The sequence below is a fragment of the Streptococcus sp. 9.1 genome (genome assembly GCF_016648815.1).
In the GTDB taxonomy this organism is placed as follows: domain Bacteria; phylum Bacillota; class Bacilli; order Lactobacillales; family Streptococcaceae; genus Streptococcus; species Streptococcus salivarius_E.
Genome location: NZ_JACLQS010000007.1, coordinates 1 through 15,258, shown reverse-complemented (window position 1 = coordinate 15,258; position 15,258 = coordinate 1). Strand labels below are relative to the sequence as shown.

Sequence of the window (15,258 nt, the reverse complement as noted above, 5' to 3'; positions counted from 1 at the left end):
CACTTCGTTCCCAAAGAGAATCATCTGTCATTCTTTGCTGACTTTCTTAGTTCATGGCGCATTTGAAATAGTTTATCTATCTCTGGAGGCTGACCTTAGGTCGGCTTTTTTACGTCACATGACAAATGTCATGTCATGTCATGACATCTGGTGCTAAAAAGAGAATGACCAAAAAGATATACTTTAGTCATAACTTAGAAATAATAAAAAACGAAAGAGGTCATCTCATGAAAATCAAAACATCTTACCTTATCTACGCTGTTATCGGAACTGTCTTTGCTGGACTTAGCATGTTTACTGACATCTTTGAAAAAGGGAACTTTGAAGCTATCTTCTCAAATTTGGGTATGATTATTGGCTTGTCTATCTCAGCCTACATTCTCATCACTATGGCTAAAAGTTTTATCGACCTTGTCATTAATGAATTGAAAAACTAGGAGGCTCAGTATGAAACTATTGAAAATACTAAGCATTATGCTCCTAGCGGTAATTTGGACCATCCTCTTTGCCTATGTCCTACTTCATGGCAGTAGTGATATTCTCTACAGTGTCATGGGTGTGTCTGTTGCAGCTTGTTATGTCTTTTTAGCCTTCTACCAAAAGAAAGGAAATCACACACATGAGTGAAGCAATCCTTCAAGTCACAAATCTTGTCAAAAAAATCAAAGGAAAAACGATTTTAGACCATATTAGCTTTGAGGTGGGACAAGGTGATTGTCTTGCCTTAATTGGGCCAAATGGTGCTGGTAAAACGACCTTAATGTCCTGCATTCTTGGTGACAAGAAAGCCAGCAGCGGTCAAGTCTTTATCAAAGGCAAAAAGGGTAAAGCACAAGATCAAATTGCTGTTCTCCTTCAAGAAAATACCATTCCCTCACAATTAAGAGTCAAGGAACTGATTGCTTTTTTCCAAGATATTTCTGAGAATGGATTATCTAAAGTAGAGATTCAAGCACTCTTACAATTCAAAGACGATCAGTATCAGCAGTTTGCGGACAAACTCTCAGGGGGACAAAAACGTCTTCTTGCCTTTGTCCTCTGTCTAATTGGCAAGCCTGATATTCTCTTTTTAGATGAGCCGACAGCAGGGATGGACACTACGACACGCCAACGTTTCTGGGAAATCATCAATGATCTGAAAAAGTCAGGTGTGACTATTCTTTATTCGTCCCACTATATCGAAGAAGTCGAGCACACAGCTGACCGCATTTTGGTCCTTCATCAGGGGAGACTCATCAGGGATACTACGCCACACGCTATGCGTAGCGAGGAAAAGGAAAAACAAGTCACCTTACCAAGTCGCTTTGCGCCAAGTCTTGACAAACTGGCAGCCATTTATGATGTGACTGAAAAACGTGATGTTGTAACCTTTATGACTAAAGATATTGAAAGTGTATGGAGTAGTTTACAAGCTCACGGCTGTCGCATTTCTGACATTGAAATTCAAAACAAGACACTTTTAGATAGCCTATTTGATAGCACAAGGGAGGATAAGTCATGAAAGCACTACTTAAAATCGAATGGATAAAAACATGGCGCAGTTGGCCCGTCTTTATCATGTCTATCGGAATGCCCGTCGGATTTTTCCTCTTGTATTCAGGTATGGAAATGAGTCCTGACCCAGAATCACAAAAAGCCTTTATCTTGTCCTATATGTTGACGATGACAGGATTCTCTATGTCCAGCTTTGGTTTCTTTACCTTCCCCTACATGCTTAGAGAGGACCAAACGGAGCACTGGTTAACCTACATCGAACATTCAAAAATCAGTATTCAAGCCTATTACCTCTCTAAAATCTTCCGAGTTCTTATGAACTTTATGGTTGCTATCCTAGTGACTTTCTGTGTGGGAGCTTTTGTGCGTGATGTTAAGATGCCATTATCACATTGGCTTGGTTCAGGGGCTCTTTTACTCTTGTCAAGTCTAGTCTTCCTCTCTTTTGGCTTACTCCTAGCCCAAATTAAGTCCCAACAAATCATGGCTATCGTCGGAAATATCGTCTTTCTTGGTCTAGCTATTATTGGTGGTTCTTGGATGCCAGTAACCTTGTTTCCAAAATGGGTTCAGCACATTTCCGAGTGGACACCCATCTATCATATTAATCAGTTGGTAGTCAATTTCGCGAAAAAAGGGGAATTTTCATGGAAATCACTCATTTTTATCTTGGTCTATGCTACAATAGCTACAGGCTTAGCCCTTTTTATCAAATCGTACAGAGAAAGTGACCATGTTTAGAACATACCAGAAAAATGATTTCGCTTATTTTGTTAGTCTGATTTTCCTAGTCTTCCCAGTATTGGGAGTTTTTGGTGGCTATTTTCCAGTTTGGACCTTAGTTTTGACAGGATTGTTTACCATCGCTTATCTCCTTATGGTGTATTTGAAACAAGCCTATAGCAAGTGGATTCCCTTTCTGTGGTTTTACACTTTAGCTTACATTATCTTTATGTCCATGACCTTCGAGGGGGGCATGATGTGGTTTGTTTTTTTCAATGTCAATCTTCTCGTTTGGCGCTTTGAGGATAGCATATCATCTTATCGATTCTTTTCCTTTCTAGTGACCCTCTTGATTTTGACGTCATCATCCTTCCTATTGACAGACGATTTGAGTACCCACCTCATGTCTATGGCTATTACCTTATTTTCTTTGGGAATGTACTATTTTCAAAACCGTATACGTCAGGAGAGAAAGATGGAAGAGGCCCTTGCGGAGCAGAATCGGACCATTAATATCCTGTCAGCTGAAAATGAGCGTAATCGTATCGGCCGTGATTTGCACGATACCTTAGGGCATACCTTTGCCATGATGAGTCTCAAAACTGAGTTGGCTTTGAAACAGATGGACAAGGAACAGTATGATGCTGCTAGGAAGAATCTGGAAGAATTGAACCAGATTAGCCGAGACTCTATGTACGAGGTACGTGAGATTGTCAATAAGCTCAAGTACCGAACGGTGGCAGAGGAGTTACTGGAACTCGAGCTACTCTTTGACCTATCAGATATCGTCTTGGCCGTGGATAGTAGCCTTGACTTAGACAGCCTGTCACCTGTTAGCCAGTCGACCTTGTCCATGGTGCTTCGTGAACTGTCCAATAATGTCATCAAACATAGCCAGGCCGATAGCTGTCAGATTCGTCTAAGACGTGATCATGGTATTGTTCTTGAGTTTGAAGATGATGGTTGTGGGTTTAAGGAAGTCACTGGACAAGAACTACACAGCATCAGAGAGCGCCTCAGTTTGGTAGATGGAGACTTGGAAATTCTGTCTCAATCGCATCCAACAATCATTCGTGTGCATTTGAAAGAGGGAGGAAAAGCATGAAATTATTAGTCGCCGAAGACCAGTCAATGTTGAGGGATGCCCTCTGCCAACTTCTCATGTTGGAAGACGATGTCGAAGAGGTCCATGCGGCCAGTGATGGTCAAGAAGCCATTGCTCTCTTGGAAAAAGAAGAAGTTGACGTAGCCATTTTAGACATTGAAATGCCAATCAAGACAGGACTTGATGTCCTGGAGTGGATCCGTGCCAATCAAAGTGAAACGAAGGTCGTCATTGTGACTACTTTCAAACGAAAAGGCTATTTTAAACGAGCCCTTGCAGCCCAGGTGGATGCCTACGTGCTCAAAGAACGTTCCATCAGTGACCTCATGGCGACCATCCATACCGTCCTAGCAGGTCATAAGGAGTACTCACCAGAGCTTGTCGAAGGTGTCGCCTTTGACAATAACCCACTCAGTCAACGTGAACAAGAAGTCTTGGCCATGGTAGCCCAAGGTTCAACCAACCAAGAAATCGCAGAAAGCCTCTTTCTCTCAAATGGAACCGTCCGAAATTACATGACAGCCATCCTGACTAAACTCGATGCAGGCAACCGAACAGAAGCCGTCCGCATTGCCAAAGAAAAAGACTGGCTAGGGTGAGGAGAAGTAGATAAATTTTCTATCACTTTGTTTTAACTAAAAATTTGAATTAGATTAATTAGTAAGAGTGAAGTATTTTTAAAGTGAAACTTCCCGCTGTGAGAAAAGTGGCTGAAACAATTTAGTTTCAGCCACATGGGATTTTTGAGACCTTAGGCTCAAAAATGAGTCATGGAGCTTCGAAGAAGATCGCTGACGTCCCAATTCACTTAAGGGAAGTTTATAAAAGATACTTTTTAATTGAAGGTCACCAGATGGTGGCTTTTTTCATGCCTTATAATCTATCTAAACATTCACAAGCAAGAATGAGAGAAGTTGAAATGAGCCTCTACAGGAATATGTAGAGGCTTTGATGAATTATTGAATTGTGTCATTTTGTTTAGTGAATTAGACAGATTTTTTTGATTTTTTCAAGTATCAAAACTATTTTCTCTTTTGAGAGAATAACACTTGGTTTCCTTTTTTAACTGCTTTATAATAGAGTAATACTAAGGTCTTCTGCTGTGATAAAGAAGGGAGATTTTAGGAGATGAGAAATTGGCTTTTTGTGTTTAGAGGACACGGTTTGTTGATTTTTTACTGTAGGAGATAGATATGGCAATGATAGAAGTGAAACATCTTCAGAAAAATTTTGTGAAGACAGTCAAGGAACCGGGGTTGAAGGGGGCTTGGCGTTCCTTTATTCATCCTGAAAAGCAGACCTTTGAAGCGGTCAAGGATTTGACCTTTGAGGTGCCCAAGGGGCAGATTCTAGGTTTTATCGGGGCAAATGGTGCTGGGAAGTCGACCACCATTAAAATGCTGACAGGAATTTTGAAACCGACATCTGGTTTTTGTCGGATTAATGGCAAGATTCCACAGGATAATCGCCAAGATTATGTCAAGGATATTGGAGTCGTTTTCGGACAACGCACCCAGCTATGGTGGGACTTGGCCCTGCAAGAAACTTACACGGTTTTGAAGGAGATTTACGATGTCCCAGACTCGCTCTTCCACAAGCGCATGGATTTTTTGAATGAAGTTTTGGATTTGAAGGATTTTATCAAGGATCCCGTGCGGACTCTTTCGCTAGGTCAACGGATGCGGGCGGATATTGCGGCTTCCTTGCTTCACAATCCCAAAGTTCTCTTTTTAGATGAGCCGACTATTGGTTTGGATGTGTCGGTCAAGGACAACATTCGTCGGGCCATTACTCAGATTAATCAGGAGGAAGAGACAACTATTCTCTTGACTACTCATGATTTGAGTGATATTGAGCAACTCTGTGATCGGATTTTTATGATTGATAAGGGGCAAGAGATTTTTGATGGAACGGTTAGCCAGCTCAAGGAAACCTTTGGAAAGATGAAGACTCTCTCTTTCGATCTGACGCCAGGTCAAAGTCATCTCGTCTCTCATTATGAGGGCTTGCCTGATATGTCCATTGATAGACAAGGAAATACTCTCAATATTGAATTCGATAGTTCCCGCTACCAGTCGGCCGATATTATCAAGCAAACCTTATCTGATTTTGAAGTTCGTGATTTGAAGATGGTAGATACGGATATTGAAGATATTATCCGTCGCTTCTATCGAAAGGAGCTCTAAGATGGTCAAATTGTGGAGACGTTATAAACCCTTTATCAATGCAGGGATTCAGGAGTTGATTACCTATCGAGTCAACTTTATTCTCTATCGGATTGGTGATGTCATGGGGGCTTTTGTCGCTTTCTATCTCTGGAAGGCTGTCTTTGACTCCTCCCAGGAGCCTTTGATTCAGGGCTTCAGTATGGCAGATATCACTCTCTACATCATCATGAGTTTTGTGACCAATCTTTTGACGAGGTCTGATAGCTCCTTTATGATTGGGGAGGAGGTCAAGGATGGCTCCATTATCATGCGCTTGCTGAGACCAGTGCATTTTGCGGCCTCTTACCTTTTCACCGAGCTTGGTTCCAAGTGGTTGATTTTCATCTCTGTTGGCCTGCCATTTTTAAGTGTCATTATTTTGATGAAAATCCTGTCTGGGCAAGGAATTGTAGAAGTGCTGGGATTAACTGTCCTTTATCTCTTTAGCTTAACTCTGGCTTATCTGATTAACTTTTTCTTTAATATCTGCTTTGGATTTTCAGCATTTGTCTTTAAAAATCTTTGGGGTTCCAATCTACTCAAGACTTCCATAGTGGCCTTTATGTCTGGAAGTTTGATTCCCTTGGCTTTCTTTCCAAAGGCGGTTTCAGCTATTCTCTCCTTCTTGCCTTTTTCATCCTTAATTTACACTCCGGTCATGATTATTGTTGGGAAATACGATGCCAGTCAGATTCTTCAAGCACTTTTGCTTCAGTTTTTCTGGCTTATAGTGATGGTGGGCTTGTCTCAGTTGATTTGGAAACGAGTCCAGTCATTTATCACTATTCAAGGAGGTTAGTATGAAAAAATATCAACGCATGCATCTGATTTTTATCAGACAATACATCAAGCAAATCATGGAATACAAGGTGGATTTTGTGGTAGGTGTGTTGGGAGTCTTTCTGACTCAAGGCCTAAACCTCTTGTTTCTCAATGTCATCTTTCAACACATCCCCTCGCTAGAAGGTTGGACCTTTCAAGAAATTGCCTTTATCTATGGATTTTCCTTAATTCCAAAGGGATTAGATCATCTCTTTTTTGACAATCTCTGGGCCTTAGGTCAACGACTAGTCCGAAAAGGGGAATTTGACAAGTATTTGACTCGTCCTATCAACCCTCTCTTTCATATTCTGGTTGAGACCTTTCAGATTGATGCCTTGGGGGAACTTTTGGTCGGTTGCATTCTATTGGGAACAACAGTATCAAGCATTGCTTGGACGCTTCCCAAATTCCTGATTTTCCTAGTCTGTATTCCATTTGCTACCTTGATTTATACTTCCTTGAAAATAGCGACAGCCAGTATCGCTTTTTGGACTAAACAGTCAGGCGCCATGATTTATATTTTTTATATGTTCAATGATTTTGCCAAGTACCCGATTTCCATTTACAATTCGCTCCTTCGTTGGTTGATCAGTTTTATCGTGCCATTTGCCTTTACGGCTTACTATCCTGCCAGTTATTTCTTGCAGGGTAAGAATGGGCTCTTTGATATCGGTGGTTTGATTCTGATTTCCCTTGTCTTCTTTTTCATTTCCCTCAAACTCTGGGATAGGGGCTTGGATGCCTACGAAAGTGCTGGCTCGTAAGGGGGAAAGTAAGACTAAAATCAAGAAAGGAACTTATGATGTTTACAATTGAAGAAGTCAAGGATGAAGATCAAAAAATGGCAGTTGTTGATGAGGTTTTAAAGGATTTGCCAGAATGGTTTGGAATACCTGAAAGCACGCAAGCCTACATCGAAGGAGCCAAAGATTTGCAAGTTTGGGCAGCCTATCAGGAGAGTGATTTGACTGGATTTGTAAGCTTGTCCTATTCTAGTGAAGAGTGTGCAGAGATTGATTGTCTCGGCGTAAAAAAAGCTCATCAAGGTAGAGGAATTGGGAGTCAATTGCTTGCTACTTTAGAAAGTGAAGCACGCAAACAAGTAGACTACCTACAGGTAAAAACAGTAGCAGAAGGCTCTAATAAAGATTATGATCGAACAATTGTCTTTTATCGAAGTGTTGGTTTTAAAAAATTAGAGATTTTTCCTCAACTTTGGGATCCCCAGAATCCTTGCCAGATTTTGATAAAGAAAATCGTTTAAAACTTCCTGACAAAAAATTGAGAGTGCCATACTATAAAAGTGTTAGCCAATTTAGCTCAGTTGGTAGAGCAAGGCACTCGTAAAGTCTAGGTTATAGGTAGATAAACGACTGAGGATTTGAAAAAATAGATATGTAGAAGATAACCGTTAAGTCTTATTCTTAGCGGTTTTTTATATTGTTTAATAGCGCTGATATTTCATTAATGATGTTTGACTTTGTGATGTTGCTAGTGCTTTAAGTTGATTGCTACTATTTTTGATGGTGTGAATGTTCTGATAATGTACCCCAGCTAACTACGAAAGTTTTTGACTCTATGTTTTTAACGCTTATTAAAAAATAAATTAATGTAGGTTAATTTTTCTTGACTTAAATTTTTTAAATGATATACTATTTTTCTGGAGAGCTAACAATTATATATAAATGTACTACTCTATTTCCTAGATAATACTTATACTCGATGAAAATCAAAGAGCAAACTAGAAAACTATCCGCAGGTTGCTCAAAGCACTGCTTTGAGGTTGTAGATAGAACTGACGAAGTCAGTAACCATACATACGCTAAGACGACGTTGACGCGGTTTGATGCGATCTTCGAAGAGTATTAGTAAAACTTTTTATAACAAATGCTAGCAAAGTTAAAGTTTACTATCTATTGGAAGTTAAATAAATATGTAAGGAATTAAAATGAAAAAAAGTACAGTATTGTCATTAACCACAGCTGCAGTTATTTTAGCAGCATATGTCCCTAATGAGGTAATCCTAGCAGATACACCTAGTTCTGAAGATTCTTTAAAAATATCTGATAAAGAAACAGTAGTAGGTAAACAAAACGAAAACAAAGAAAAACTTGAAGATATTCATAATGTTATAGAAACTTCAAAGGATACTGAAGAAAAGAAAACAACAATTATTGAGGAAAAAGAAGTTGTTAGTAAAAATCCTGTGATAGACAATAACACTAGCAATGAAGAAGCAAAAATCAAAGAAGAAAATTCCAATCAATCCCAAGGAGATAAAGCGGACTCGTCTGCAAGTAAAGACCCAGAAAGTCCCAAAAAAGAGGATAAACTTGTCTATATTGCTGAATTTAAAGATAAAGAATCTGGAGAAAAAGCAATCAAGGAACTATCAAATCTTAAGAATACAAAAGTTTTATATACTTATGATAGAATTTTTAACGGTAGCGCTATTGAAACAACCAAAGATACTCTGGACATAATTAAACTAATAGAAGGTATTTCATCGGTTGAAAGGTCACAAAAAGTCCAACCTATGATGAATCATGCTAGAAAAGAAATTGGAGTTGAAGAGGCAATCGATTACCTAAAATCTATCAATGCACCATTTGGGAAAAACTTTGATGGTAGAGGTATGGTCATTTCAAATATCGATACGGGAACGGATTATAGGCATAAGGCCATGAGGATTGATGATGATGCTAAAGACTCAATGAGATTTAAAAAAGAAGACTTAAAAGGTACTGATAAAAATTTCTGGTTGAGTGATAAAATCCCTCATGCTTTCAATTATTATAATGGTGGTAAAATTACTGTAGAAAAAGCTGATGATGGAAGCGATTATTTTGATCCACATGGGATGCATATTGCAGGGATTCTTGCGGGAAATGATACTGAAAAAGATATTAAAAACTTTAACGGAATAGATGGAATTGCTCCTAATGCACAGATTTTCTCTTATAAAATGTACTCTGACGCAGGATTTGGCTTCGCAGGAGATGAAACAATGTTTCATGCTATTGAAGATTCGATCAAACACAATGTCGATGTTGTTTCGATATCATCTGGCTTTACAGGAACTGGTCTTGTAGGTGAGAAATATTGGCAAGCTATTAGAGCATTAAGAAAAGCAGGCATTCCAATGGTTGTAGCTACGGGTAACTATGCGACTTCTGCTTCAAGTTCTTCATGGGATTTAGTGGCAAATAATAATCTGAAAATGACCGACACTGGAAATGTAACACGAACTGCAGCACATGAAGATGCGATAGCAGTCGCATCTGCTAAAAATCAAACAGTTGAGTTTGATAAAGTTAACATAGGTGGAGAAAGTTTTAAATATAGAAATATAGGTGCCTTTTTCGATAAGAATAAAATCATAACAAATGAAGAAGGATCAAAAGCTTCTAGTAAATTAAAATTTGTATATATAGGCAAGGGGCAAGACAAAGATTTGATAGGATTGGATCTTAGAGGCAAAATTGCAGTAATGGATAGAATTTATACAAAGGAGTTAAAAAATGCTTTTAAACGTGCAACGGATAAGGGTGCACGTGGCATTATGGTTGTAAATACTGTAAATTACTACAATAGAGATAATTGGACAGAGCTTCCAGCTATGGGATATGAGGAGGATGAAGGAACTACTAGTCAAGTTTTTTCAATTTCAGGAGATGATGGTGTAAAGTTATGGAACATGATTAACCCTGATAAAAAAACTGAGGTTAAAAGGAATAATAAAGAAGATTTTAAAGATAAATTGGAGCAATACTATCCAATTGATATGGCAAGCTATAATTCTAATAAACCGAATGTAGGTGACGAAAAAGAGATTGACTTTAAGTTTGCACCTGACACAGACAAAGAACTGTATAAAGAAGAGATCATCGTTCCAGCAGGGTCCACATCTTGGGGACCAAGAATAGATTTACTTTTAAAACCAGATGTTTCAGCACCCGGTAAAAATATTAAATCCACTCTCAATGTCATTAATGGGAAATCAACTTATGGTTATATGTCAGGGACTAGTATGGCAACTCCAATCGTGGCAGCTTCTACTGTTTTGATTAGACCAAAATTAAAGGAAATGCTTGAAAGACCTGTGTTGAAAAATCTTAAGGGAGATGACAAAATAGATCTTACAAGTCTTACAAAAATAGCCCTACAAAATACTGCACGCCCTATGATGGATGCAACTTCTTGGAAAGAAAAAAGTCAATACTTTGCATCACCTAGACAACAGGGAGCAGGGCTAATTAATGTTGCCAATGCTTTGAGAAATGAAGTCGTAGCTACTTTTAAAAACACGGATTCTAAAGGTTTGGTAAACTCTTATGGTTCTATTTCTCTTAAAGAAATAAAAGGAGATAAAAAATATTTTACAATTAAGCTTCACAATACATCAAACAGACCTTTAACCTTTAAAGTTTCAGCATCTGCTATAACTACAGATGCTCTAACTGACAGACTCAAACTGGATGAAACATACAAAGATGAAAAATCTCCAGATGGTAAGCAAATTGTTCCAGAAATCCACCCAGAAAAAATCAAAGGAGCAAATATTACATTTGAGCATGACACTTTCACTATAGGTCCAAATTCTAGCTTTGATTTAAATGCGGTTATAAATGTTGGGGAGGCTAAAAACAAAAATAAATTTGTAGAATCATTTATTCATTTTGAGTCAGTGGAAGAAATGGAAGCTCTGAACTCCAACGGGAAGAAAATAAACTTCCAACCTTCTTTATCGATGCCTCTAATGGGATTTGCTGGGAATTGGAACCACGAACCAATCCTTGATAAATGGGCCTGGGAAGAAGGTTCAAAATCAAAAACAATGGAAGGTTATGATGATGATGGCAAACCGAAAATTCCAGGAACCTTAAATAAGGGGATTGGTGGAGAAGGTATAGATAAATTTAATCCAGCAGGAGTTATACAAAATAGAAAAGATAAAAATACAACATCCCTAGATCAAAATCCAGAATTGTTTGCTTTCAATAACGAAGGGATCAACGCACCATCATCAAGTGGTTCTAATATTGCTAAAATTTATCCTTTAGATTCAAATGGAAATCCTCAAGATGCTCAACTTGGGAGAGGATTAACACCTTCTCCACTTGTATTAAGAAGTGCAGAAGAAGGATTGATTTCAATAGTAAATACAAATAAAGAGGGAGAAAATCAAAGAGACTTAAAAGTCATTTCGAGAGAACACTTTATTAGAGGAATTTTAAACTCTAAGAGAAATGATGCAAAGGGAATCAAATCTTCTAAGCTAAAAGTTTGGAGCGACTTGAAATGGGATGGACTCATCTATAACCCTAGAGGTAGAGAAGAAAATGCACCAGAAAGCAAGGATACCAAAGATCCTGCTACTAAGATAAGAGGACAATTTGAACCGATTGCAGAAGGTCAATATTTCTATAAATTTAAATATAGATTAACTAAAGATTACCCATGGCAGGTTTCCTATATTCCTGTAAAAATTGATAATACAGCCCCTAAGATTGTTTCGGTTGATTTTTCAAATCCTGAAAAAATTAAGTTGATTACAAAGGATACTTATCACAAGGTAAAAGATCAATACAAGAATGAAACCTTATTTGCGAGAGATCAAAAAGAACATCCTGAAAAATTTGACGAGATTGCAAACGAAGTTTGGTATGCAGGCGCTGCTCTGGTTAATGAAGATGGAGAGGTTGAGAAAAATCTTGAAGTAACTTATGCAGGTGAGGGTCAAGGAAGAAATAGGAAACTAGACAAAGACGGAAATACTATTTATGAAATTAATGGTGCAGGAGATTTAAGAGGAAAAATCATTGAAGTCATTGCATTAGATGGATCTAGCAATTTCACAAAGATTCATAGAATTAAATTTGCTGATCATGCTGATGAAAAGGGGATGATTTCCTATTATCTAGTAGATCCTGATCAAGATTCATCTAAATACCAAAAGCTTGGCGAGATTTCCGAATCTAAATTTAAAAATTTAGAAAATAGAAAAGAGGATAGTCTTAAAAAAGATACAACTGAGGAAGAAAATCATCAAGAAAATGAAGAGTCTATCGAAGAAAAATCAAGCTTGACTATTCATAAAACTATTTCAACAATTAGAGATTTTGAAAGTAAAGACTTAAAGAAACTCATTAAAAAGAAATTTAGAGAAGTTGATGACTTTACAAGTGAAACTGGTAAGAGAACAGAGGAATACGATTATAAATACGATGATAAGGGAAATATCATTGCTTATGACGATGGTAGTGCCTTACAATATGAAACTGAAAAACTTGACGAAATCAAATCAAAAATTTATGGTGTTCTAAGCCCGTCTAAAGATGGACACTTTGAAATTCTTGGAAAGATAAGTAATGTTTCTAAAAATGCCAAGGTATATTACGGCAATAACTATAGATCTGTAGAAATCAAAACGACTAAGTATGATTCCCAATCAAAAACGATGACATTTGATTTATACGCTAATATTAATGATATTGTGGATGGATTAGCTTTTGCAGGAGATATGAGATTCTTTGTTAAAGATGATGATCAGATAAAAGCTGAAACTAAAATTAGAATGCCTGAAAAAAATAAGGAAACTAAAACAGAATATCCCTATACATCAAGTTATGGGAATGTAATAGAATTAGGAGAAGGTGATCTTTCAAAGAACAAACCAAACAATTTAACGGAAATGGAATCTGGTAAAATCTATTCTGATTCAGAAAAACAACAATATCTGTTAAAGGATAACATCATTCTAAGAAAAGGCTATGCACTAAAAGTGACTACCTATAATCCTGGAAAAACGGATATGTTAGAAGGAAATGGAGTTTATAGCCAGGAAGATATAGCAAAAATACAAAAGGCCAATCCTAATCTAAGAGTCCTATCAGAAAAAATAATTTATGCTGATAGTAGAAATGTTGAAGATGGAAGAAGTACTCAATCAGTATTAATGTCGGCTTTGGATGGCTTTAACATTGTAAAATATCAAGTGTTTACCTTTAAAATGAATGATAAAGGGGAGGCAATCGATAAAGATGGAAATCTTGTAACAGATTCTTCTAAACTGGTATTATTTGGTAAAGATGATAAAGAGTATCATGGGGAGGATGAGTCCAACGTAGAAGCTATAAAAGAAGATGGCTCTATGTTATTTATTGATGCAAAACCAGTAAATCTTTCAATGGACAAGAACTACTTTAATCCATCTAAATCTAATAAAATTTATGTACGAAATCCAGAATTTTATTTAAGAGGTAAGATTTCTGATAAGGGTGGTTTTAACTGGGAGTTGAGAGTTAATGAATCGGTTGTAGATAATTATTTAATCTACGGAGATTTACACATTGATAACACTAGAGATTTTAATATTAAGCTTAATGTTAAAGACGGTGACATCATGGACTGGGGAATGAAAGACTATAAAGCAAACGGATTCCCAGATAAGGTAACAGATATGGATGGAAATGTTTATCTTCAAACTGGCTATAGCGATTTGAATGCGAAAGCGGTTGGAGTACACTATCAATTTTTATATGATAATGTTAAACCAGAAGTAAACATTGATCCTAAGGGAAATACTAGTATTGAATATGCTGACGGAAAATCTGTAGTCTTTAATATCAATGATAAAAGAAATAATGGATTCGATGGTGAGATTCAAGACAAACATATTTATGTAAATGGAAAAGAATATAAATCATTTGATGATATTAAACAACTAACAGATAAGACACTAAACATTAAGATTGTTGTAAAAGATTTTGCAAGAAATACAACCGTAAAAGAATTCATTTTAAACAAAGATACGGGAGAGGTAAGCGAACTAAAACCTCATACGGTAACTGTGACCATTCAAAATGGAAAAGAAATGAGTTCAACGATAGTGTCGGAAGAAGATTTCATTTTACCTGTCTATAAGGGTGAATTAGAAAAAGGATATCAATTTGATGGCTGGGAAATTTCTGGTGTCGAAGGGAAAAAAGATGCTGGCTATGTTATTAATGTATCAAAAGATACTCTTATAAAACCTGTATTCAAGAAAATAGAGGAGAAAAAGGAGGAGGAAAATAAACCTACTTTTGATGTATCGAAAAAGAAAGATAACGTGCAAGAAAATCATAGTCACTTAGATGAAAATTACAAAAAGGAGGATTTACAAAGAGAAAATCATTCACACAAATCTGATTCAACTAAGGATGTCACAGCTAAAGTTCCTGATGAAAATGATAAAAACTTTGAAAATAAGAAGGAAGTTTATCTTAATGAACCAGAGAACATAGATAATAAACATACCAATATTGATAGTAAATCAACTACTAACAATGATAGGTTGCCAAAAACCGGAACAGTTAGCGAAGTCTTCATGTCATTAGTTGCCGGAATAATGTTTACCTTAGGTGCGTTTCTTGGATTAAAGAAAAAAGATCAAGATTAAGACAAAGCTATAGAAAAATGGTTTGTGTACTGAGATAGTGTGATGATGAAACAGTTTTGTGAAAATAGCCATTTATAACTCAATTATTTAGTTTACTTTACTATTGATACTCTTTTTGGATTTATTAATGTACTTAGTTTCGACAACTAATGAATTGATTGAAAGGGTTAGTATTGATAATATTGGTCATATTAATTAGAAAATAGAGTCTATCAAAATTTAAAGGCTAATAGAGGTGATGAGATAATTTCAAGGAATTAAGTAGCGTTTGGTTGCTTAATTCCTTTTTATTATGTGACTATTAGTCCGTTTCGCTCCGAAGGTGCGAAACAAATAAACCACCCGCTATGATTGATATGCCCCCTGTCAAGTAGACAGGTTAAATATGGCTCTTTTCTACCATTTGTCAAGTCTATCAAGGCTTTAAGTAAAAAAAGAGATAAGACAGTAACTATTCTGAGGTT

11 protein-coding genes are annotated in these 15,258 nt (G+C 36.9%); all 11 read left to right on the top strand.

Annotation, left to right across the window (positions count from 1 at the left end):
• The first annotated feature begins 227 nt into the window (after positions 1–227).
• The 11 genes from H7T93_RS06160 to H7T93_RS06110 all read left to right on the top strand — a co-directional run bounded on the left by H7T93_RS06160 (position 228) and on the right by H7T93_RS06110 (position 14,794).
• Positions 228–437 (top strand): hypothetical protein, encoded by a 210-nt coding sequence (locus H7T93_RS06160; protein ID WP_004182317.1) that lies wholly within the window; start codon positions 228–230, stop codon positions 435–437.
• Positions 438–447: 10 nt separating this feature from the next.
• A complete protein-coding gene (locus H7T93_RS06155) occupies positions 448–627 on the top strand; it encodes a hypothetical protein (RefSeq protein ID WP_004182318.1) in 180 nt (59 codons plus the stop codon).
• Positions 620–1,501 (top strand): ABC transporter ATP-binding protein, encoded by an 882-nt coding sequence (locus H7T93_RS06150; protein ID WP_201041695.1) that lies wholly within the window; start codon positions 620–622, stop codon positions 1,499–1,501. Before H7T93_RS06155 ends, H7T93_RS06150 begins: the two co-directional genes overlap by 8 nt.
• Positions 1,498–2,235, top strand: a complete 738-nt coding sequence (locus H7T93_RS06145; RefSeq protein ID WP_004182319.1) for an ABC transporter permease — start codon at positions 1,498–1,500, stop codon at positions 2,233–2,235. Before H7T93_RS06150 ends, H7T93_RS06145 begins: the two co-directional genes overlap by 4 nt.
• Positions 2,228–3,322 carry a sensor histidine kinase gene (locus H7T93_RS06140; protein WP_004182320.1) on the top strand — a complete coding sequence of 365 codons (1,095 nt, stop codon included), beginning with the start codon at positions 2,228–2,230 and terminating at the stop codon, positions 3,320–3,322. Before H7T93_RS06145 ends, H7T93_RS06140 begins: the two co-directional genes overlap by 8 nt.
• A complete protein-coding gene (locus H7T93_RS06135; protein ID WP_004182322.1) occupies positions 3,319–3,921 on the top strand; it encodes a response regulator transcription factor in 603 nt (200 codons plus the stop codon). The genes H7T93_RS06140 and H7T93_RS06135 overlap by 4 nt, the downstream gene beginning before the upstream one ends.
• A gap of 594 nt (positions 3,922–4,515) precedes the next feature.
• Complete coding sequence (locus tag H7T93_RS06130; protein WP_004182323.1) at positions 4,516–5,508, top strand: ATP-binding cassette domain-containing protein; 993 nt, start codon at positions 4,516–4,518, stop codon at positions 5,506–5,508.
• Between the two features lies 1 nt (position 5,509).
• On the top strand, positions 5,510–6,328 hold the full coding sequence (locus H7T93_RS06125; protein ID WP_004182324.1) for an ABC transporter permease: 819 nt from the start codon (positions 5,510–5,512) through the stop codon (positions 6,326–6,328).
• A 1-nt stretch (position 6,329) separates the two neighbouring features.
• On the top strand, positions 6,330–7,115 hold the full coding sequence (locus H7T93_RS06120) for an ABC transporter permease (RefSeq protein ID WP_004182325.1): 786 nt from the start codon (positions 6,330–6,332) through the stop codon (positions 7,113–7,115).
• Between the two features lie 38 nt (positions 7,116–7,153).
• Positions 7,154–7,615: a GNAT family N-acetyltransferase gene (locus H7T93_RS06115; RefSeq protein WP_004182326.1), complete on the top strand. Its 462-nt coding sequence runs from the start codon at positions 7,154–7,156 to the stop codon at positions 7,613–7,615.
• A gap of 684 nt (positions 7,616–8,299) precedes the next feature.
• Positions 8,300–14,794, top strand: a complete 6,495-nt coding sequence (locus tag H7T93_RS06110) for a S8 family peptidase (RefSeq protein WP_201041694.1) — start codon at positions 8,300–8,302, stop codon at positions 14,792–14,794.
• The last annotated feature ends 464 nt before the right edge of the window (positions 14,795–15,258 follow it).

Coding starts and splice junctions, on each gene's coding strand:
- H7T93_RS06135 (WP_004182322.1), top strand. CDS start 3,319: ATGAAATTATTAGTCGCCGAAGACCAGTCAATGTTGAGGGATGCCCTC.
- H7T93_RS06150 (WP_201041695.1), top strand. CDS start 620: ATGAGTGAAGCAATCCTTCAAGTCACAAATCTTGTCAAAAAAATCAAA.
- H7T93_RS06115 (WP_004182326.1), top strand. CDS start 7,154: ATGTTTACAATTGAAGAAGTCAAGGATGAAGATCAAAAAATGGCAGTT.
- H7T93_RS06155 (WP_004182318.1), top strand. CDS start 448: ATGAAACTATTGAAAATACTAAGCATTATGCTCCTAGCGGTAATTTGG.
- H7T93_RS06120 (WP_004182325.1), top strand. CDS start 6,330: ATGAAAAAATATCAACGCATGCATCTGATTTTTATCAGACAATACATC.
- H7T93_RS06160 (WP_004182317.1), top strand. CDS start 228: ATGAAAATCAAAACATCTTACCTTATCTACGCTGTTATCGGAACTGTC.
- H7T93_RS06110 (WP_201041694.1), top strand. CDS start 8,300: ATGAAAAAAAGTACAGTATTGTCATTAACCACAGCTGCAGTTATTTTA.
- H7T93_RS06140 (WP_004182320.1), top strand. CDS start 2,228: ATGTTTAGAACATACCAGAAAAATGATTTCGCTTATTTTGTTAGTCTG.
- H7T93_RS06145 (WP_004182319.1), top strand. CDS start 1,498: ATGAAAGCACTACTTAAAATCGAATGGATAAAAACATGGCGCAGTTGG.
- H7T93_RS06125 (WP_004182324.1), top strand. CDS start 5,510: ATGGTCAAATTGTGGAGACGTTATAAACCCTTTATCAATGCAGGGATT.
- H7T93_RS06130 (WP_004182323.1), top strand. CDS start 4,516: ATGGCAATGATAGAAGTGAAACATCTTCAGAAAAATTTTGTGAAGACA.